The sequence below is a fragment of the Brevundimonas sp. Br13 genome (genome assembly GCF_055391505.1).
This window is the reverse complement of the sequence record NZ_AP044008.1, coordinates 2,888,268-2,908,425: the sequence shown is the minus strand read 5'-3', so window position 1 is coordinate 2,908,425 and position 20,158 is coordinate 2,888,268. Positions and strand designations below refer to the sequence as shown.

At 68.7% G+C, this 20,158-nt stretch carries 20 protein-coding genes; 11 read left to right on the top strand and 9 right to left on the bottom strand.

The features are described 5' to 3' along the window. Positions 1-46: 46 nt before the first annotated feature. Both ACZ5M6_RS14460 and cydD read right to left on the bottom strand, forming a co-directional pair. Complete coding sequence (locus tag ACZ5M6_RS14460; RefSeq protein WP_464158988.1) at positions 47-1,699, bottom strand: amino acid ABC transporter ATP-binding/permease protein; 1,653 nt, start codon at positions 1,697-1,699, stop codon at positions 47-49. Beyond that, the gene (cydD, locus tag ACZ5M6_RS14455; RefSeq protein WP_464158987.1) at positions 1,699-3,315 is read right to left on the bottom strand and encodes a thiol reductant ABC exporter subunit CydD; all 1,617 of its coding nucleotides are present in this window, start codon (positions 3,313-3,315) and stop codon (positions 1,699-1,701) included. The genes ACZ5M6_RS14460 and cydD overlap by 1 nt, the downstream gene beginning before the upstream one ends. A gap of 198 nt (positions 3,316-3,513) precedes the next feature. Here cydD and ACZ5M6_RS14450 point away from each other — a divergent pair, with 198 nt between their 5' ends. The 8 genes from ACZ5M6_RS14450 to pyk all read left to right on the top strand — a co-directional run bounded on the left by ACZ5M6_RS14450 (position 3,514) and on the right by pyk (position 13,061). Then, complete coding sequence (locus tag ACZ5M6_RS14450) at positions 3,514-5,094, top strand: cytochrome ubiquinol oxidase subunit I (RefSeq protein ID WP_152951159.1); 1,581 nt, start codon at positions 3,514-3,516, stop codon at positions 5,092-5,094. A 26-nt stretch (positions 5,095-5,120) separates the two neighbouring features. Next, entirely contained in the window at positions 5,121-6,269 is a 1,149-nt protein-coding gene (gene cydB, locus ACZ5M6_RS14445; RefSeq protein ID WP_191554340.1) for a cytochrome d ubiquinol oxidase subunit II, read from the top strand. A 19-nt stretch (positions 6,270-6,288) separates the two neighbouring features. Continuing rightward, on the top strand, positions 6,289-6,435 hold the full coding sequence (cydX, locus tag ACZ5M6_RS14440) for a cytochrome bd-I oxidase subunit CydX (RefSeq protein ID WP_054766299.1): 147 nt from the start codon (positions 6,289-6,291) through the stop codon (positions 6,433-6,435). Next, positions 6,422-7,819, top strand: a complete 1,398-nt coding sequence (gene hemN / locus ACZ5M6_RS14435; protein WP_464158986.1) for an oxygen-independent coproporphyrinogen III oxidase — start codon at positions 6,422-6,424, stop codon at positions 7,817-7,819. The genes cydX and hemN overlap by 14 nt, the downstream gene beginning before the upstream one ends. A gap of 123 nt (positions 7,820-7,942) precedes the next feature. Further along, positions 7,943-8,605, top strand: a complete 663-nt coding sequence (locus ACZ5M6_RS14430) for an OmpW/AlkL family protein (protein ID WP_152950753.1) — start codon at positions 7,943-7,945, stop codon at positions 8,603-8,605. A 151-nt stretch (positions 8,606-8,756) separates the two neighbouring features. Continuing rightward, the gene (locus ACZ5M6_RS14425) at positions 8,757-9,701 is read left to right on the top strand and encodes a DUF808 domain-containing protein (protein WP_201462947.1); all 945 of its coding nucleotides are present in this window, start codon (positions 8,757-8,759) and stop codon (positions 9,699-9,701) included. 67 nt (positions 9,702-9,768) lie between these two features. After that, entirely contained in the window at positions 9,769-11,469 is a 1,701-nt protein-coding gene (locus ACZ5M6_RS14420) for an alkaline phosphatase family protein (RefSeq protein WP_464158985.1), read from the top strand. Positions 11,470-11,618: 149 nt separating this feature from the next. Next, complete coding sequence (gene pyk / locus ACZ5M6_RS14415; RefSeq protein WP_464158984.1) at positions 11,619-13,061, top strand: pyruvate kinase; 1,443 nt, start codon at positions 11,619-11,621, stop codon at positions 13,059-13,061. A 392-nt stretch (positions 13,062-13,453) separates the two neighbouring features. On the opposite strand, the gene ACZ5M6_RS14410 is transcribed toward pyk, so the two are convergent. Beyond that, entirely contained in the window at positions 13,454-13,780 is a 327-nt protein-coding gene (locus ACZ5M6_RS14410) for a hypothetical protein (protein ID WP_464158983.1), read from the bottom strand. 62 nt (positions 13,781-13,842) lie between these two features. Here ACZ5M6_RS14410 and ACZ5M6_RS14405 point away from each other — a divergent pair, with 62 nt between their 5' ends. Together ACZ5M6_RS14405 and ACZ5M6_RS14400 are read left to right on the top strand one after the other, a co-directional pair. Continuing rightward, positions 13,843-14,880, top strand: a complete 1,038-nt coding sequence (locus ACZ5M6_RS14405; RefSeq protein ID WP_464158982.1) for a DNA adenine methylase — start codon at positions 13,843-13,845, stop codon at positions 14,878-14,880. 41 nt (positions 14,881-14,921) lie between these two features. Then, positions 14,922-15,230 (top strand): hypothetical protein, encoded by a 309-nt coding sequence (locus ACZ5M6_RS14400; protein ID WP_152950749.1) that lies wholly within the window; start codon positions 14,922-14,924, stop codon positions 15,228-15,230. A gap of 2 nt (positions 15,231-15,232) precedes the next feature. Here ACZ5M6_RS14400 and ACZ5M6_RS14395 read toward each other — a convergent pair whose 3' ends face one another. The 6 genes from ACZ5M6_RS14395 to ACZ5M6_RS14370 all read right to left on the bottom strand — a co-directional run bounded on the left by ACZ5M6_RS14395 (position 15,233) and on the right by ACZ5M6_RS14370 (position 19,056). Further along, positions 15,233-15,874, bottom strand: a complete 642-nt coding sequence (locus ACZ5M6_RS14395; protein WP_228184528.1) for a ribonuclease HII — start codon at positions 15,872-15,874, stop codon at positions 15,233-15,235. Further along, positions 15,867-16,466, bottom strand: a complete 600-nt coding sequence (locus ACZ5M6_RS14390) for a DNA-3-methyladenine glycosylase I (RefSeq protein ID WP_464158981.1) — start codon at positions 16,464-16,466, stop codon at positions 15,867-15,869. Before ACZ5M6_RS14390 ends, ACZ5M6_RS14395 begins: the two co-directional genes overlap by 8 nt. A 197-nt stretch (positions 16,467-16,663) precedes the next feature. Next, complete coding sequence (locus ACZ5M6_RS14385) at positions 16,664-17,422, bottom strand: 3-oxoacyl-ACP reductase (protein ID WP_464158980.1); 759 nt, start codon at positions 17,420-17,422, stop codon at positions 16,664-16,666. Between the two features lie 8 nt (positions 17,423-17,430). After that, complete coding sequence (ygfZ, locus tag ACZ5M6_RS14380) at positions 17,431-18,234, bottom strand: CAF17-like 4Fe-4S cluster assembly/insertion protein YgfZ (protein WP_464158979.1); 804 nt, start codon at positions 18,232-18,234, stop codon at positions 17,431-17,433. 61 nt (positions 18,235-18,295) lie between these two features. Next, entirely contained in the window at positions 18,296-18,841 is a 546-nt protein-coding gene (locus ACZ5M6_RS14375) for a hypothetical protein (RefSeq protein WP_191554329.1), read from the bottom strand. Continuing rightward, a complete protein-coding gene (locus ACZ5M6_RS14370; protein ID WP_054766288.1) occupies positions 18,838-19,056 on the bottom strand; it encodes a hypothetical protein in 219 nt (72 codons plus the stop codon). The genes ACZ5M6_RS14375 and ACZ5M6_RS14370 overlap by 4 nt, the downstream gene beginning before the upstream one ends. A 111-nt stretch (positions 19,057-19,167) precedes the next feature. On the opposite strand from ACZ5M6_RS14370, the gene ACZ5M6_RS14365 reads away from it, so the two are divergent. Further along, a complete protein-coding gene (locus ACZ5M6_RS14365) occupies positions 19,168-20,133 on the top strand; it encodes a glycosyltransferase family 9 protein (RefSeq protein ID WP_333896948.1) in 966 nt (321 codons plus the stop codon). Positions 20,134-20,158: the final 25 nt, after the last annotated feature.

Below are 20,158 nucleotides of genomic sequence, written 5' to 3'. Positions count from 1 at the left end.
GCTTCTGTCGGAACCGCGAAGCGGTTCCGTCCGAAACGATTATGCTCTAGGCGGGCGTGAGCCGGCGGGCGGGCGCCAGGCCGACCCGGCCGTCTTCCCCCACGCCCTCGACCCGGATCGTCCGGTCGCACAACTGAGTTGGGGCGGAGCGGTGGCTGACCAGGATCAGGCCCTGACCGGCCTGTTTCAGCCGTCGATCCAGGGCCTTCAGCACCTGGGCCTCGGTCGCCGGGTCCAGCCCCTCGGTCGGTTCGTCCAACACCAGCCAGGCGGCGGGCCGCAGATAGGCGCGCGCCAGACCCAGCCGACGCCGTTCGCCCCCGGACAGCCGTTCGCCGTTGGGGCCGATGCGGGCGTCCAGACCCGCCGGGTCGGCGCGCAGACGTTCGGCCAGGGCCGCGTCGTCCAGGGCGCGCCACAGGGCGTCGTCGTCGGCCGGGCCGGCCAGCAGCAGGTTCTCGCGGACGGTGCCGTCGATCAGCCGCACGTCCTGGGCGGCATAGGCGAACAGCGGCCGTCGGTCCTCGGGGGTCAGGTCGGCGACGTCGATGTCGCCCAGGCGAGCTTCGCCCGGCTGGGCGTCCCGCAGGCCGATCAGGCGTTCGATCAGCGTGGTCTTGCCGGCACCGGAGGGGCCGATCAGGCCCAGGCGCGCCGGCGGATGAAGGGCCGCGCCGTCGGCCTGGAGCACCAGGGTCGGGGCGACCGAAACCGGCGCCCGATTCGGGTGAAGAGCCGAGGGCAGGGCCTCCAGGCGGCGAGCGGCTTCCTCGGCGGCGCCGTTCTGTTGCAGGGCGCCGACCAGGCCGCCGACCGATTCGACGCCCATGACCGCCGCCAGGGCGGCTAAGGCGGTCAGGGCAAGGGGCGCGCCCAGGGTGGCCGGGATCACGGTCGCGACCGCCAAACCCGTCGCTGCAGCCTGCCAAGCGGCCATCCAGCCTCCGGCCTGGGTCAGGGCGACCTGGGCTTGGTCCAGGTCGGCGGCGGCCCCGGCTGCTTCGATCGCCGCCCAACGGTCCAGCCCATAGGCCTTCAATTCGGGGGAGACGGCCTCCAGGGCGGCCAGCCGGTCTTTCAGTCGGCCAACGGCGATCTGAACCGCCCGCCCGGCGGGGGCGGCCAGACGTCGTGCGATCAGCAGGGCGCCGGCTGCGCAGAGGGCCATTGAGGCCAGCAGGAGCGCGCCCGCCCATGGACTGGCCAGGCCGGCGAGGAGGGCGGCGGACGCGGCGCCGGCTCCCAGGGCCCAGGGCGCCGACAGCCGCACGAACAGGGTCTGAACCGCGTCCACATCCTGGACCAGCCGCGCCGAGGCCTCGCCCGAGGCCAGGGCCAGGGCGCGAGCGGGGGGAGCCGAAGCCAGGGCGTCGAACAGTTGCGGACGCAGCCGCGCCAGGGCCTTCAGCGCCGCCTCATGGCCGGAGACCCGCTCGATATAGCGAGCGCCGGTCCGCAGGATCGCCAGCAGACGGATGGTGGCGCTGGGCACCATATAGTTGAAGGCCTGGACCGCCGCCGATCCGGCGACCCCGGCGAGGGCGGCGCTGGTGATGAACCAGCCCGACAGCCCTAGAAGACAGGTTGCCGCCACGGCGACGATCGCGCCGGTCGCAGCGGCGATACGGAGACGCAGCCGCTGGGCGCGACGCTGGGCGGCGATCAAGGCGCCTATGCGGGAGGACGAGGGACGGTTCATCACAGGCGCACCACGCGGTCGGCCATGGCCGCGACGGCGGCGGAATGGGTGGCGATCAAGGTCGTGCGACCGCGCGTCGCCTGGCGGATCAGATCCAGCATGGCGTCTTCCGCAGCGGGGTCCAGATTGGCCGTGGGCTCGTCCAGCAGCAGGATGGGGGCGCGCTTCAGAATGGCGCGGGCCAGGCCCAGGCGGCGCCGTTCGCCGCCCGAAAGGCCGCCGCCGCGTTCGTCGATGGGCCGGTCCAGATCGCCGAACAGGCCCGCCTCTCCGGCGGCGACCAGGATCCGGCCGGGGCAGGCGGACGGATCGGCGATGCGGATGTTGTCGCCCAGACTGCCCGGCACGACGACGGGGTTCTGGCTGGCCCAGGCGATCTGACCGGCGAAGTCGCCCGCCTGACTGAGGCGCGCGCCGCCCACCTCGACCTCTCCGGCGGTCAGGGGCGACAGACCCAGGAACAGGTGCAGCAGGCTGGACTTGCCCGAACCGCTGGCGCCGACCAGGGCGACGATCTGGCCGGGCCGGACCTCCAGGTCGAAGTCGGAAATCACCGGGGCGGCGTCGCCGTAAGCGATAGAGACGCTGGAGAAACGGATCGCCGGGGCGTCTTCCGGCAGGATATGTCGGTCGCGCGCGACGGGCTCGGGCGTGATCAGGGCGGGGACGGCGGCCTCGGCCGCCTGGCGGTCATGATAGGCGGCGGCGAGACGACGCAGGGGCTGATAGACCTCGGGCGCCAGGGCCAGCACGAAGAAGGCGCGCGGCAGGTCCAACTGCTCCGGCGCGGGGAAGGGCAGGAGCTTCAACAGGTTGAAGCCGCAATAGACGGCGATCAGGGCGACCGACAGGGCCGAGAAGAACTCCAGTACCCCGGAGGACAGGAAGGCGATGCGCATGACCCGATTGGTGCGCCGCTCCAGTTCGTCGGAGGCGCGGGCGATTTCGACGGTGGTGCGGGCGCGGGCGTCAAAGGCCAGGACTGCGGGCAGGGCGCGCACCCGATCGACGAACAGGCCCGACAGCCGTTCCAGCGCCTGGAATTGACGGCGGCTTTCACCGGCGGCGGCGGTTCCGGCCAGGATCATGCCGAAGACGAAGGGCAGGAGGGTGAACAGGAGTATGCCGGCGGAAAAGGGGCTGGCGACGGCGGCGACGGCGATGATCAACAGGGGCGAAAGGCCGGCGGCCGTCTTCAGGGGGGTGAAGCGGGACATATAGCCGTCCAGCGCGCCGACCCCTTCGACCACGGCGGTCAAACGGTCGCCGGACCGGGCGCCCCGGCCGAAAAGGTCGGCCAGCAGCCGGTCGCGCACGCTGGTCTTGACCGACCGACCCAGGCGCGCGCCCACCACCACCGCCGCCTGACCGATCAGGCCGCGGGCGATCAGGCTGACGACCGCCAGCAGCAGCCAGGGCAGGGCGGCCAGGGGCGAGGCGCCGAAGGTCGCCACCGTCATGGCCAGACCGCCGGCGAAACCGACCGCCGGAACCACGTCCGCCACCGCCAGAAGACCCGCCAGGGCGGTCAGACGCCGCCAGGGCGCGGCGGACCGTTTCAGCCAGACGGCGGGAGGGGCGGCGGGAGAGGAGGCCGAAATCGGCGCAGAGGTCATTCGAACACTCCAGCCTCGGGACAGGGCCGAAAGCCATTGGACAAACCGTCGTTGGGCGAAATGTCCAAGGACGATCAGTCCACTACGATCCCGAGGGCAAGGGGGCTTTGATCGAAATCAAGGCGACCGCCCCGCCTTGGTTCTAGGGCGGGACGAACGTCGGTCGTCGGGGCCGGCTACAAGGAGCCTAGAGCCATGATCGACCTCGCGGTCGTCGACCTATCCAGGCTGCAGTTCGCGCTGACAGCCCTTTACCATTTCCTGTTCGTGCCCCTGACCCTGGGGCTGTCGTTCATGCTGGTCATCATGGAGTCCATCTATGTGATGACCCGTCGGCCGATCTGGCGGACGATCACGCGCTTCTGGGGCACGCTGTTCGGCATCAACTTCGTGCTGGGCGTCGCCACCGGTATCACCATGGAGTTTCAGTTCGGCATGAACTGGAGCTATTACAGCCACTATGTCGGCGACATCTTCGGGGCGCCTCTGGCCATTGAGGGCTTGATGGCCTTCTTCCTGGAGGCCACCTTCGTCGGTCTGATGTTCTTCGGCTGGGACAAGCTGAAGCCGTCGGCCCACCTGCTGGTCACCTTCATGGTGGCGCTGGGTACGAACCTGTCGGCCGTGTGGATCCTGATCGCCAACGGCTGGATGCAGAACCCGGTCGGCGCCGCCTTCAATCCGGACTCGATGCGGATGGAGGTGACGGACTTCATGGCCGTGATCTTCAACCCGGTGGCCCAGGCCAAGTTCGTCCACACCGTCAGCGCCGGCTATGTCTGCGCCTCGGTGTTCGTGCTGGGGGTCTCGGCCTTCTATCTGCTGCGCGGCAAGCATGTCGGCTTCGCCAAGCGGTCGATGACGGTGGCCTCGGCCTTCGGCCTGGCGGCCTCTCTGTCCGTCGTCGTCCTGGGCGACCAGTCCGGCTACGCCCTGACCGACAACCAGAAGATGAAGCTCGCCGCCCTGGAAGCCATGTGGCACACCGAGCCCGCGCCTGCCGGTTTGACCCTGATCGGCATCCCCAGCATGAAGGACCGCGAGACCCACTACGGCGTCCACGTGCCGTGGATCATGGGTCTGATCGCCACCCGCACCATCGACAAGCCGGTCCAGGGCATCTTCGAACTGGTCGCCACCGCTGAGGACCGCATCGAATCCGGCGTCATCGCCTATGACGCCCTGGAGAAGGTCAAGGCCAATCCGGCCGATCCCGTCGCCCGCGGCGTGTTCGAGACCCATCGTCGCGACCTGGGCTACGGCCTGCTGCTGAAGCGCCACGTCGCCGATCCGCGCATGGCTTCGCCCGAGCTGATCAAACAGACGGCCTGGGAGACGGTGCCGAACGTGCCGGCCCTGTTCTGGAGCTTCCGCATCATGGCCGGCATCGGGATGTTCATGATCCTGTTCTTCGCCACGGCCTTCTTCCTGTGCACCGTGCGCAAGCATGACACCCGCTGGTTCCTGCGTCTGGCGGTGCTGATGATCCCGCTGCCGTGGGTCGCGATCGAGTTCGGCTGGATCCTGGCCGAGTTCGGGCGTCAGCCCTGGGCAGTCGAAGGCGTGCTGCCGACCTTCCTGGGCGCCTCGACCCTGACCGTGCCCCAGCTGTGGGGCACCATCATCGGCTTCACCGCCCTGTACGGCGCCCTGGCCGTCGTCGAGGTCAGGCTGATCCTCTACGCCATCAAGAAGGGGCCCTTCCACGAGCAGGAAACCTTCGGCGCCCCCGCCCCCGAGGCGCCCGCGACCCCCGTCGCCGCCCCGGCCGTGGCCTGAACCAGACAGACTGAGGACATCCGACCATGGATCTTCCAATCGACTTCGCAACCCTTCGCCTGATCTGGTGGGCCCTCTTGGGCGTGCTGCTGATCGGCTTCTCCCTGACCGACGGTTTCGACCTGGGGGTCGGGGCCCTGCTGCCCTTCGTCGCCAAGACGGACGAGGAGCGCCGGATGGTGATCAACACCGTCGGCGCCACCTGGGAAGGCAACCAGGTGTGGTTCATCCTGGGCGGCGGCGCCATCTTCGCCGCCTGGCCCTTCGTCTACGCCGTCAGCTTCTCGGGCTTCTACCTGGCCATGTTCCTGGTCCTGTCGGCCCTGATCCTGCGGCCGGTGTCGTTCAAGTACCGCTCCAAGCGGCCCTCGCCCAAGTGGCGGTCCTTCTGGGACTGGTGCCTGTTCATCGGCGGCTTCGTGCCGGCCCTGGTGTTCGGCGTCGCCGTCGGCAACGTCCTCTTGGGCGCCCCCTTCCGTCTGGATAGCGACCTGCGCTCCTTCTACGACGGCAATCTGCTGGGCCTTTTCACCCCGTTCAGCCTGATCGCCGGCCTGCTGTCGGTGGCCATGCTGGTGCTGCACGGCGCGGCCTGGCTGTCGGTCAAGGCGGAACAGGGACCGGTGCTGGAACGCGCCCGTCTGTTCGGCACCATCGCCGGCCTTCTGGCTCTGGTCCTATTCGCGGCGGGCGGCCTGTATATGGCCTTCGGCAACGTCGGCTATCGGATCGTGGGGGACCTGGACATCCAGGGCTTCTCCAACCCGCTGCGCACCACGGTCGAGGCCGCGCCCGGCGCCTGGCTGGACAACTACAAGGTCTATCCGTGGATGATGATCGCGCCCACCCTCGGCTTCGTCGGGGCGGTGGTCGGCCTGTCGGGCATGTGGCTGCGGTCCGCGCCCCTGGCCTTCGGCGGGTCGTCGATCTCGACCGTCGGCATCATCTCGACCGTCGGCCTGTCGATGTTCCCCTTCATCCTGCCCAGCTCGATCGACCCGCAGTCCAGCCTGACGGTCTGGAACGCCTCGTCCAGCCACGTGACCCTGTTCATCATGCTGATCTGCACCCTGGTCTTCCTGCCCATCGTGCTGGCCTACACCAGCTGGGTCTACAAGGTGCTGTGGGGCCGGACCTCGACCGCCGCACTCAAGACCAACCCCGACCTGTACTGAACCCGAGGAGCATCAAGCCATGTGGTATTTTTCCTGGATCCTGGGTGTCGGGCTGGCGGTCGGTTTCGGCGTGCTGAACGGCCTTTGGCACGAGTTCCACCTGTTCGACGAAGGCGATCAAGGCCTGTCGGTCGATGCGGCGAAAGAAGGCGATGTCCCTCTCTAGCCCGGCCGGCGCCGACGTGCGGACGACGCGCGAGCTGATCGCCCGCTACGACGCCCACGCGCCGCGCTACACCTCCTATCCGACGGCGGCGCAGTTCACGCCCGCCGTCGGGGCCGCCGATTGGGGGGCGTGGCTGTCGGCCGCGCCCCTCGACCGCGCAGTGTCGCTGTATCTGCACATCCCCTTCTGCAAGCGGCTGTGCTGGTACTGCGGCTGCAACACCCGGGCGATGAACCGGGTCGCCCCCATGAGCAGCTATGTCGATCTGCTGCTGAAGGAGGCCGATCTGGTCCTGGCCCGGATGGGCGGGCTGAACGGTCGACGCCTGAGGGTCGGCTCGATCCATCTGGGCGGCGGCACGCCCAATATGCTGCCGCCGGACGAGCTGGAGCGGCTGTTCGCCGGCCTGGCCGCCCGGTTCGACCTGGGCGACTGTTTCGAGATCGCCGCCGAACTGGACCCCGAAGTCCTGACCCAGGACTGGATCGAGGCCGCCGGCCGCATCGGCCTGAGCCGCGCCAGCCTGGGGGTGCAGGATCTGTCGCCCGTGGTTCAGGCGGCGGTGAACCGGCCGGAATCCTTCGAGACCATCCGCTGGGCGGCCCAGGCGCTGCGGGCGCAGGGCGTGACCTCGCTGAACCTCGACCTGATGTACGGCCTGCCGCTTCAGGCGGTCGAGAACGTCGTCAATACGGTGGCCCAGGTCGCGACCCTGCGGCCGGACCGGATCGCCCTGTTCGGCTACGCCCATGTGCCGTGGATGAAGCCGCATCAGAAGCTGATCAAGGACGCCGATCTGCCTGGGGCCGAGGCGCGCTTCGCCCAGAGCCAGGCGGCGGCGCGCTATCTGGTGCAGAAGGGCTGGCAGGCGATCGGACTGGATCATTTCGCCTTGCCGCACGATTCCATGGCCGCCGCCGCGCGGGCCGGCCGGCTGCGTCGCAACTTCCAGGGCTATACGACCGACGAGGCGCCGGTGCTGATCGGCCTGGGGGCGTCGTCGATCAGCCGCACGCCGCTGGGCTTTGTTCAGAACCACACCCAGGAGCGAGACTGGCGCGCTGCTGTGGAGGCTGGAGACCTGCCGGTCGCACGAGGCGTGGCCCTAAATCCGCGCGACGCCTTCGTGGGCGAGATCATCGAACGGCTGATGTGCGACTTCGCCGTCGATGTGGCGGATCTGGCGCGCCGACACGGGCGCGCTCTGGCCGAGGTGGACGCCGCCTGGCCCCGGCTGCTGCCGTTCCAGCTGGACGGGCTGGCCGAGGTCAGCGGGTCTGTGGTTACGGTCACGGACCTGGGGCGTCCGTTCGTGCGGGCGGTCTGCGCCGCCTTTGATCCCGCCGCCGTCGACATCGAGAAGCGGCACGCCCGGGTGGTCTGAATGGACAGATTGTCCAACCCCTGCATGGGTTTGCGCTGGATCAAGGCCGAACCTTTGCAGGGGGCGCACATCCCTCTCAAGACGCTCGGAACAGGTCGCATGAGGCGGCAGCGGGCGTCGGGGATGAGCAAGATGAAACTGAAAACCCTGATCCTCTCAGCCGTCGCCGCCGCCGCCTTCGCCGCGCCGGCCATGGCCCAGACCGCCGTCTGGGAAGCGCCCAAGAAGGGCGACTGGGTCATCACCGGCCGCGTGACGGACGTCTTTTCCGAAGCCGACAACGCCATCACGACCGCCGCCGGCGCCGACTCCGGCCTGCACGTCGATGTGGGCGACAGCGTGATGCCGACCCTGGGCTTCACCTATTTCCTGACCGACCATCTGGCGGTCGAGGCGATCCTGGGCACGACCAAGCATGAGATCCGCGCCCAGGGCGGAACGACCGACGTCGCCGTTCATGAGACCTGGGTCCTGCCGCCGGTCGTCACCCTTCAGTATCGCCCGCTGACCGAGGGCCGGTTCAGCCCCTATGTCGGCGCGGGCGTCAACTACATGCTGTTCTACAGCGGCGAGGACAAGAACGGCTTCAAAGTCGATCTGGACGACAACTTCGGCTACGCCCTGCAGGCGGGCGCCGACATCGGCATCCAGGGACCGTGGAGCCTGAACGTCGACGTCAAGAAGGTGTGGGTCAATATCGACGCCGACGTCAACGACGGCGCTCTGAAGAGCGATGTGGATCTGGACCCGTGGGTCGTTTCTGTGGGGGTTGGCCGTAAGTTCTAAAAAAAACCGACATCGGAAATGCGTTCGAATGGAAGCCCCGCCGGTTCGCCGGCGGGGCTTTCGTCGTCGTGCGGATGCGCTCGACAAATCCGGCGGCGCGCCCTAGGGCCGGGAGCGACCGCCTATTGCGGCGCAACTTGGGGATTCTCGCATGCCTTCCGGTTTGATCGCCTTGCTCGACGACGTGGCGGGCATCGCCAAGATGGCGGCGGCTTCGATCGACGATGTCGGGGCGGCGGCGGGCAAGGCCTCGACCAAGGCCGCCGGGGTGGTGGTGGACGATGCGGCCGTGACGCCGCGCTATGTCACCGGCCTGTCGCCCAGCCGCGAACTGCCGATCATCGGCAAGATCGCCCTGGGGTCGTTTCGCAACAAACTGCTGCTGATCCTGCCTGCGGCGCTGTTGCTGAGCGCCTTCGCCCCCTGGGCCATAACCCCGATCCTGATGTGCGGCGGGGCCTATCTGTGTTTCGAGGGCGCCGAGAAGCTGATGGAGGTCTTCGGCGGCCATGGTCCTGACGAAGAGGTCGCCGCCGAGGACGATCCCGCGTCGCTGGAGAAGGCGACCGTGGCCGGGGCCGTGCGGACCGACCTGATCCTGTCGGGCGAGATCATGGCCATCGCCCTGGCCGATGTGGCGGCCCAGCCGATCCTGACCCAGGCGGCCATTCTGGCGGTGGTCGGCGTCGCCATGACGGTCGCCGTCTATGGGGTCGTGGGCCTGATCGTGAAGATGGACGACATCGGCCTGCATCTGGCCGAGCGCCCCAACGGCGGGGTTCGCGTCCTGGGGCGCGGCCTGGTCAAGGGCATGCCGGTGGTGATGAGCGCCCTGTCGATCATCGGGACCGCCGCCATGCTGTGGGTCGGCGGCGGCATTCTGGTGCACGGAACCCATACGCTGGGCCTGCACTGGCCGGCCGAGCCGCTGGAGCATCTGGCCCATGCGGTCGGCGCCGCGACGGGTCCGCTGCACGGCGTGATCAGCTGGGCGGTGACGGCGCTGGGCTCGGCCATTATCGGGGTGATGGTCGGCGGGGTGATCGCCGTCGCTGTGCATCAGCTGGGACGGCTGCGGTCCCGACCGGCCCACTGATCCGCTGTCACGCCATCGCCATCGGCGGCCTTTAAGAAGCCGAGCCACGCTGTTTCGGAGTAAGCCCATGTCCCTGTCGCGCATCACGCTGGCGGCCCTGGCCGCCCTGTCGCTGGGGGCGGCCGGTCCGGTCCTGGCCCAGACCGCCCAAACGGCGGCGCCGCAGACCGCCCGCGCGGCCCTGACGCCGCCCAAGCTGATCGTGACCATCGTGGTGGATCAGTTCAGCGCCAATCTGTTCGACCAGTATCGCAGCCGCTACACCGGCGGCCTGCGCCGGATGGCGGACCAGGGACTGGTGTCGATCAACGGCTATCAGACCCACGGCCTGACCGAGACCTGCCCCGGCCACTCGACGATCCTGACGGGCCTGCATCCGTCCGAGACCGGCATCCCCGCCAACGACTGGATCGACGCCAAGACGGGCAAGGAGGTCTATTGCCTGGCCGCGCCGCAGAACCACCTGGCCCACGGACGGGACGATACCGACAACGGCCCGGTGGGGCCTGAGCAGCTGCGCGCCACGACCCTGGGCGACTGGCTGAAGGCCGTGAGCCCTGAGAGCAAGGTCGTCGCCGTCTCGGGCAAGGATCGGGGCGCGATCAATCTGGCGGGCCATCAGGGCCAGGCCTTTTGGTTCACCGGCGACTTCGGCCTGACCACCTATGTCGAGCCCGGCGAGACGGCCGAGGCCAAGCTGGCGCCGGTGGCGGATTACAACCGCGCCTTCCGCCGGGGGATGAGCCTGGCGCCGGTGACGTGGGACTACGCCCATGACCAGTGCCGGGCCCTGGCCGGGGACTGGACCATTCGCGGCCAGACCTTCCATTCGACCCTGCCGCCGGCGGGCCTGAAATTCGACACCTCGCCCCTGCTGGACGAGGCGACGCTGGAGGCCGCCGAATATCTGCTGGACAGCCAGAAGCTGGGGCAGGGGGCGACGACCGACATGTTGGGCGTCAGCCTGTCGGCCACGGACCGGATCGGTCATATGTACGGCACCCAGGGGCCGGAGATGTGCGAGCAGATGCTGCGGCTGGACGCGGCCCTGGACGTCTTCCTGGATCGGCTGGCCCAGGTTCCGGGCGGGGTCCTGGTGGTGCTGACGGCCGACCACGGCGGGTCCGACTTCGTCGAGCGGCTGCACGACCACGGCTATCCCCACGCCCGCCGCGCCGACATGGCGGCGATCCAAGGGGTGAACGACGCGCTGAAGGCGCGTTTCAACCTCAGCGCGGATCCGCTTCAGGTCGGGGGCAGCGGCCTGATGGTCGCCGACGCCCAGCACCGGTCTCTGCCCGATCCGCTGCGGACCCAGGTGGCCGAGGCGGCGGTCGAGCTGCTGCGCGCCCTGCCGGACGTGGCCTTCGCCGAGACCCGCGACCGGCTGCTGGCCGAGCCCCTGCCGGACAGCCGTCAGCCCGAGATGATGAGCTTGCGCGAGCGGATGCGCCTGTCGACCGTGGCCGAGCGCTCGCCCGACATCCAGTTCGCCTTCGCCCAGAACGTCACGGCGGGCGGTCGGGTCGGCTCGACCCTGGCCGGTCACGGCACGCCGTGGGAATATGATCGTCGGGTGCCGATCCTGTTCTGGTGGCCCGGCGCGACGGGCGAGGAGCGGTTCCTGCCGATCCGCACCATCGACATCGCCCCGACCCTGGCCCATGTGATCGGGGTGGCGACGCCCAAGGTCGAGGGCCGCTGCATCGACCTGAACGGGTTCGCGGTGGCCGACTGCCCGGCGACGGAGACGACGCCGGCGCGATAAACTCCTGTTTCGGGGCCGTAAACTCGTGTTTCCCGAAGGGAAGCCGGGCTTACGCCCTTGACGTTTCCTAGGCAGAAGAGGGCAAATCGTCCCGGATCGGCGCCGCCGTGCGCCGCCGGGCGGCCCAGAAACCAGCAGGAAACGCCGTCATGAACAGAGCCCGCCGCGCCCGCATCGTCGCGACCCTGGGGCCCGCCAGCCGCGCGCCCGGCACGGTCAAGGCCCTGGCCCAGGCGGGGGTGGACGTCTTTCGGTTGAACTTCAGCCACGGCTCGCACGAGGACCACGCCGCCGCCCTGAAGGCCGTGCGGGGCGCCGAGATGGCCTTGCAACGGCCGCTGGGGGTTCTGGCCGATCTGCAAGGGCCCAAGCTGCGGCTGGGCCGGTTCAAGGACGTCGAAATCGCGGTCAAGCCGGGCCACAAGATGCGGTTCGACCTGGACCCGACGCCGGGCGACGAGACCCGGGTGCAGATGCCGCACCCCGAAATCTTTAAGGCCCTGCGCCCGGGGATGCTGCTGCTGCTGGACGATGGCCGGGTGCGGCTGCGCGTCGGCGAACGCACGGACGAATGGGCCGATGTCACGGTCGAAAGCGGCTCCAAACTGTCGGACCGCAAGGGCGTGGCCGTGCCCGAGGCCGTGATCCCGGTCTCGGCCCTGACGCCCAAGGACCGCGAGGACCTGGCCTTCGCCCTGCGCCAGGGGGTGGACTGGGTGGCGCTGAGCTTCGTCCAGAAGCCCGAGGACATGGCCGAGCTGAAGCGGATCGTGAACGGCCAGGCGGCCTGCCTGGCCAAGATCGAAAAGCCCGCCGCCGTAGCCGATCTGGAGGCCATTCTGGACTATTGCGACGGGGTGATGGTGGCGCGCGGCGACCTGGGCGTCGAGCTGGACCCCGAGGACGTGCCGGTGGCGCAAAAGCAGATCGTGCGGGCGGCGCGCAATCGCGGGGTGCCGGTGATCGTGGCCACCCAGATGCTGGAATCCATGACCAGCGCCCCGGCCCCGACCCGCGCCGAGGCGACCGACGTCGCCAACGCCGTTTACGAAGGCGCCGACGCCCTGATGCTGTCGGCCGAGACGGCGTCGGGCGACTATCCGCTCGAATCGGTCGGCATCATGAGCCGGATCATCGAGCGGGTCGAACGCGATCCGATGTGGCCCAAGCTGATGGGCGCCGAACACGCCGGCATGGACGAACATGACGTGGACGCCCTGGTGGCGGCGGCGGGCATGGCGGCCAGCGCCCCCTCGACCGGCTGTCTGGTGGTCTTCACCACCCTGGGCGGCACGGCCCGGCGGATGGCGCGCGAGCGGCCGCTGAAGCCGATCCTGGTCCTGACCCCCAATCCGAATACCGCGCGGCGGCTGGCCCTGGTCTGGGGGCTGGAGCCGCGGCTGGGGGATCAGCCGGACTCGCTGGAGGCCGTGACCGACGATGCGGTCGACAGCGCGGTCCGCTATGGGCTGGCCGAGCCGGGCCAGCGCATTCTGATCCTGGCCGGCACGCCGTTCGGCGCGCCGGGGGCGGCCAATCTGCTGCGCCTGGCCCATGCGCCGGCCAAGGCCAAGGGCCGCAAGAAGGGCTGAGGATCAGGCGCCGTCGGACGGAAAAAACAGTCCGATGTGTCCGTTGAGTCCGGTGACCGGGGCGAAGGCGGCGGGATCGGACACGAAAAAACAGTGTCCGATGTGTCCGATCTGTCCGATTGAGCCGGGCGCTGGATGGGGGCGAAGGATGTCAAAGACCTGAGACGTCCTATAGGACGCCGTCGGACCCAGGGGCGTCGAAGGCGGGTCGATCCGTCCAAGGCCTTGACGGTCCTGTCTGATTTTCGCTCCGTCGTGCGGATCGGCGGCGACGGAGCCGGAGCGCCAGCATGCCCTGATAAGTCGGCTGGCGGATGATCAAGCATATCGGCTCCCGACGCGCCGCTAATGCGTCAGCTCGTAAAGAGATATAACAGGAACAATTTGCCGCTTTACCGAGGAACCGTCTTCAGGAAATCGCGACCAGCCAGTGTGATTTGGATGCCGTTTCCTGTATAGATTGCATATCCCTTAGCAAACATGCTGGTGGGAGTTTTGCGGTTGCTTACCAAGTTGCCCACTATTTGATCAAACAGCGGTGTGTATCCATTTGCGGTTGGGATCGCATCACCTTCTGTGGGTTTAAATTTGTCGATCAGGAACTTTTTCAAGGCCGTCGTCGATATTGTTCCGTTGGCGCGTTGGGCAGCTAGCTCCAGCGCTAAAACCGCAATGTCGCCCTGCTGGATGCGAGTGCGTTGAATCTTACGAGGCGGCATTAACCCTCCCTCCATACTTGTTAACCATGATTGGCTATCTGAGGTTGTGAGAGTCAAGGGTTATGATCAAGTATATTGGCTCTAAGCGTGCATTGCTGCACCACATAATCGCTGCGGTTGATCAAGCCCTTCCGGATGGCGGCCGGGTATGCGACCTTTTTTCCGGCACTTCGAGAGTTGGACACGCCCTCAAAGGTGAGGGGTTTCAAGTTTGGTCGAATGATCTGAACGCCTACGCTCATGTGCTTGCCACCGCCTATGTCCAGGCCGATCGAGAGGTCTGGATCGACCGGGCCGAGGCGGTGCTGGCGGAACTGCGGGCCGTGAAACCCGAGGCGGGCTGGTTCACCCAGACCTTCTGCCGGGACGCCCGCTACTTCCATCCCGACAACGGCGCCCGGATCGACGCGGTGCGCGACCGGATCGAGGCGATGGAGCTGGAGGCCGAGCTGAAGGCGGTGGTCCTGGTCAGTCTGATGGAGGCGGCGGATCGGGTGGACAGCACCGCCGGGGTGCAGATGGCCTATATGAAACAGTGGGCGCCGCGCGCCCTGAAGCCGCTGGAGCTGCGTCTGCCCGACCTCCTGCCGGGCGTCGGGGCGCCGTGCCGGGCGACGCAAGGTGATGCGGTCGAGATGGCCGACCAGGTGGAGGCGGACCTGGTCTATCTGGACCCGCCCTATAACCAGCATTCCTATCTGGCCAACTATCACTGCTGGGAAAGCCTGGTGCTGTGGGACCGGCCCGAGACCTATGGGATCGCCAACAAGCGGGTGGATGTGAAGACGCGCAAGAGCGCCTTCAACAGCCGCCCCGGCATCGGCCCGGCCCTGAAGTCGGTGATCGAGCGCGTCCGGGCGCCGAACCTGATCGTCAGCTTTAATGACGAGGGCTATCTGAGCCGTCAGGATCTGGTCGAGATGCTGTCGGCGCGGGGACGGGTCCAGGTCGTGGAGATCGCCCACCCCCGCTACGTCGGCGCCCGGATCGGCATCCACAATCCCAAGGGGGAGAAGGTGGGGCAGGTGGGGCGGCTGAGGAACGTCGAACACCTGTTCGTGGTCACCGACCGGCCGGTGGATCTGTCGCTGGCGGCCTGACGGGGCGGGAACCCGACTCGGGCGGACGCCGTTGAGGGTCCATGCAACCGCCCGTCACACACACTGGAACGCCCGCTCGCGAAGACGACTATCGCTTGCGCCCGGCCGCCGAGCCCAAGTCGTGGGTGACGGATCAGCCCATTTCCGATTTTCCGGCGGATCGCATGACGTCGCGCCTCTATACCCACAACGCCGAGCGGTTCGGCCGCCGCGAGCCCGAGCCGGTCGAGACCGTCGAACCGGAGGCGGAACCGGCCCTGAACCCGCCGCCGCACTGGATGATGATGATCGCCGGCGCTGCGGTGGCCGCCCTGATGGGCGCCCTCCTGGGCGGCTTCATGCACATCTGAGGTCAGGCCTCTTCGAGCAAGGCCTTGATCGGTCCCCAACTGCGGCGATGGGCGGGGCAGGGGCCGAGGGTCTTCAGCGCGGCCTGATGGACGGGGGCGTTATAGCCCTTGTGGCCGGCGAAGCCGTAGCCGGGATACTCGGCGTCCAGTTCGATCATCAGCCGGTCCCGCGCCGTCTTGGCCAGGATCGAGGCCGCCGCGATGGACAGGGACAGGCCGTCGCCGCCGACCACGGTCTGGATCTCGCACGGCAGTTTGAACCGATAGTTTCCGTCCACCAGGGCGGCGATCGGCTGGACCGACAGGGCCTCGATGGCGCGGCACATGGCCAGGCCGGTGGCGTGCAGGATGTTCAGCGCCTCGATCTCCTCTACCGAGGCGAAGCCGACGCCCCAAGCGACGGCGCGGGCCTTGATCTCGGGCTCCAGCGCGGCGCGGCGCTTTTCGGTAAGGGCCTTGGAATCGTCGATGCCCGGCGGCAGGTCGTCGGGGTTCAGGATCACCGCCGCCGCCGACACCGGCCCCGCCCACGGCCCGCGCCCCGCCTCGTCCACGCCGCAGACGGGGCCGTTGACGCGCTGGATCAGCAGGGTCTCCAGCGCGAGCGTGGGAAAGGCCTTCGGATTCGCGGGGGCTTTAGCCATGGGCCGCCATCGCACGAACCTGGGCGTGACGGAAGCAGGTCGTCTGGTGATCATTGACCATGCCGACCGCCTGCATAAAGGCGTAGACGATCACCGGGCCGCAGAAGTTGAAGCCGCGTTTCTTCAGGGCCTTGGCCATGGCGACGGACTGTTCGGTCTGGGTCGGGGCTTGGCGATAGTCGGCGAAGGGGGTGTGGATTGGTTCGCCGCCGACGAAGGACCAGAGCCACGCTGAGAAATCCTCTCCGTTGTCGCGCATCTCAAGCCAGATCTGGGCGCCGCGGATGGCGGCCTTGATCTTGGCGCGCGAGCGGATGATGCGGGGGTCGCCCAGCAGGCGCTGGATGTCGGCCTCGTCATAGCGGGCGACGATTTCGGGGTCGAAGCCGTCGAAGGCGTCGCGGATGCCCTCGCGCTTTCGCAGGATGGTGATCCAGGCGAGGCCGGCCTGGAAGCCGTCGAGGACCAGCTTCTCCCACAGGGCGCGGGGGTCGCGTTCGGGCACGCCCCATTCGGTGTCGTGATAGGCGATGTAGAGCGGGTCGGTGGTCCCGCACCAGCCGCAGCGGCCCGATGTGTGTGAGTCGGTCATGCGGCGATGTTGCCGGTTTGTTCGAGGTGTTCAAGACCCTCTCCCGCTTGCGGGAGAGGTGTCGCGTCGATCGCGAAGCGATCCAGCGACGGAGAGGGAAGTTTTACTTGAAGAAGAAGACTTCCCCCATCGTCAGCCGTCTCGCTCCGCTCGACGAGCTGACACTTCCCCCGCAAGCGGGGGAAGGTCTGGTGAGATCAATCCCGCACCAGTCCCCCGTCCACCACCAGGTTCTGGCCCGTCACCGCGCGGCTCCAGGGGGAGGCGAAGAACAGGGCGGCGTCGGCGAATTCCTCCGGCGTCGTGACCGACCGCAGCGGGGTCATGCCGGCGATCAGGTCGAAGACGGCGTCCGGCGTGGCGGCGCTGGCGTCGGTGGTGCGCAAGAGGCCGCCGGAGACCATGTTGACGGTGATCCCGTCCGGACCCAGGTCGCCGGCCGCCGTGCGGGTCAGGGACAGGAGTGCGGCCTTGGCGGCGGTATAGTCGTGATAGGGCACGACCGGGTTCTGGAACAGGTTGGTGCCGATGTTGATCACCCGCCCGAACTTGCCGGCGGCCATGCCCGGCGCCGTCGCCTGGATGGTGTTCAGGGCGCCGCGCACGACGGTCGAGAACTGGGCCGCCAGTTCGTCCCAGCCGATGTCGGTCATCTGCGAGCGGGCGTCGCCGTTGAAACTGTAGTCCAGGGCGTTGTTGACGACGGTGGTGACCGGGGCGCCGAAATGGCCTTGAGCGGCGGCGACCAGGGCGTCGACGGCGGCGCGGTCGGCCACGTCGGCCTGAAGGGCGACGGCGCGGTCGCCGATCTCGGCCGCCAGGGCCTGGGCGGCCTCGCCGCTGGCGCGCCAGTTGATCACCACGCGGGCGCCTTCGCGGGCGAAGGCGCGGACGGCGGCGGCGCCGACGCCGCGCGCGCCGCCGGTGACGAGGACGATCTGATCGGCGATCTTCATGGAGGGTCTCAGTCGGTGGAGGAGGGGAGGACGTCCTGACCCATCCAGGCGGGCCGACGCAAGCGCACCGGCCGGCCCTCGACGGTTAGGTCGCCGTCGAGACGGTCGATGCGCAACAGGGCCATGGCGGAGCCGCCTTTGCCGGACAGCACCTCGCCCGCGCGCAGCTCGCCCTTCAGCACCTCGGCGCCGAAGGGGGGCGGGGGGCCGTCGAAGTCGAGGACCAGCATCCGGTTCTTGATCGAACCCCGGCGTTTCATCCGCGAGGTGGTCTCCTGGCCGACGAAACAGCCCTTGTGGAAGTCGATCCCGTTCAGCAGGTCGAAATCGGCCTCGATCGGATAGGTCTTGTCCTGGGGGGCGTCGGCGGTCGGGTCGGGCACGCCGACCGACAGGCGATGGGCGTCATAGTCGGCCTCGGTCGCGTCGGCTTCAGCTTCTCCATAGCGGCGGCCGCCCATCAGGGGCGTGCGGGGGTCGGGGATGAAGCCTGTGGGAGCGTCGGGCCAGGCGGCGAAGACGGGGCGGTCGTCGGCGGCGACCTGGACCTTGGCGCGGAGCCTGTACATCGACAGCCGCTGGATCAGGGCGTCGCGGCGGTCGGCGGCGACGTCCAGCAGGACGCCCTCGGCCTGGCCCAGGATGAACAGGTCGAACAGCAGCCGACCGGGCGGGGACAGCAGGGCGCCGAACCGCAGTTCGCCTTCGGACAGGGTCTCGATGTCCTGGGTCAGCAGATTGTGCAGGAAGGGCCGCGCCTCGGGGCCGGTGACGGCGATCAGGGCGCGGCTGGACAGGCGGACGACGGGCATGGCGCCTAGATAGGCAGGCCCGAGCCTGGGCATAAGGCGGCGGCACGGAAAATCTGCGGTGTCAGACCACGGCGTAGCGGGCGACCACCCCGTCCGGCTGGAAATCATGCCGGTCCAGCCGGTCCAGCGACCGCATCAGCCGATCCAGGAAGTCGGCGGGATCGCCCTCCTCAACGGCCGGGCGCAGCCAGTCGGTGACGACCGCGCGGGCGGGATAGGTCCCAACGGGGCCGGGGACGCTGAGCGCCACCTCCACCCCCTCGGCGATCCAGCCGGCGATGGTGGCGAACAGGTCGACGGAGGCCAGGAAGTCGCTGCGCCGCAGGACGTACAGGGTGATCACCCCGTCCTCGATCCCATCCGGGCGGACGATGACGCCGCTGCGGTCCGGCCGCCAGTCGTCGGACAGTTCGACGACCCGCCACAGGCAGAACCAGATGCGGCAGGTCTGGGGGCGTACGGCATGGACCGAACAGCCCGTCGCCTCGACGCAATAGGCGCACAGCTCGCCGGTGGGCTTGGCCAGTTCGGGCAGGTTCAGCGGAATGGCCCGACAGCATTCGACGCAGGCGCCGCAAGCTCGGTCGGGCAGGAGGGGCAGGCTCAACCGACCGACCGCTCCAGCCGGGCGATGCGGCGGTCCATGTCGGCGACCACGGCCTGAAGCCGCGTCTTCTCAGAGGCCATGTCCACGGGCGTGCCGTCCTCATAGGTGATGACCGCGCCCTGGTCGATCAGGTCCAGCCGATAGAGGGCCGTGACCCGTTGAGCCTTGAAGCGTTCGAGGGCGGCGACGGCGGCCGGATCGGGGGTTTGAACCATGGCCGGGCTCTAAACCATTGCGGCCTGCGGGGAAACCGTTGGACGAGGCGCAGACCCGCAGTTGGGGATTGGCGCTGAATCCCGGCGAGAATCCCCTTATACGGTGCACGGATGATCGGGCGCTTTCCCATCCTCTATATCGCCGAGGCGGACGCCGAGGACGCCGTCCTGTCTTCGGGCGTGCTCGCCTATCTGGTGGAGAGCCTGCCCAACGCCGTCTTCACCGTGGTGGGATCGGCCGCCAGCGCGCCCCTGTTTGCCGACACCCCCCGGCTGGAACGGCTGCTGGTGCTGGAGCGCGAGGGGCGGTTCGACTGGATCGCCCTTTGGAACCAGGTGCGGGGGACCCACTGGGGTCTGGTCGTGGACATGCGCGGCTCGACCCTGTCGGGCAAGCTGAGGCGCCAGAAGCGGGCGGTGCGGGGGCGCGATCCCGAGGGCCTGCATGCGGTCGAGGCCGCCGCCGCCGTGCTGAAGCTGGAGCCGCATGAGGCGCCGGCGCCCCGGCTCTATGTCTCCGACATCACCCAGGCCCAGGTCGAGGCCCTGATCCCCGCGACCGGCGGCGACGGCCCCATATTGGCGGTCGGGCCGGGGGTGGAGTGGATGGGGCGGCGCTGGCCGGCCGAACGCTACGCCAAGGTGGCGACCAAGCTGTTGGCCGACGACGGCCCCCTGGCGGGCGGGCGTCTGATGATCGTGGGCGAGGAGATCGACCGGGAGGCGGCCCACACCATCCGCTATGCCGCGCCGCGCGCGCGGGTGATCGAGCTGCAAGGAAAGCTGACGCGGCTGCAGACCGTAGCGGCCCTGTCCAAGGCGCGGCTCTATATCGGGGCGGATTCGATCTGGACCCATCTGGCGACGGCGGCGGGCGCGCCCGTGGTGGCGGTCTTCGGCCCGTCGGACGAGACGCGGCGCGGCCCCTGGAAGGGGGTGACGGTGCGCGGGCCCCGATCGTTTGCGGAGTTCAAGACCCTGGACCCCCGGCTGAACCAGGCCATCCAGCATATGATGGACCTGCCGTGGGAGCGGGTGCTGAAGGCGGCGGTGCGGCTGTTGAAGGAGAGGGGCTAAAAGCCCCCACACTCCGCTCATCCCC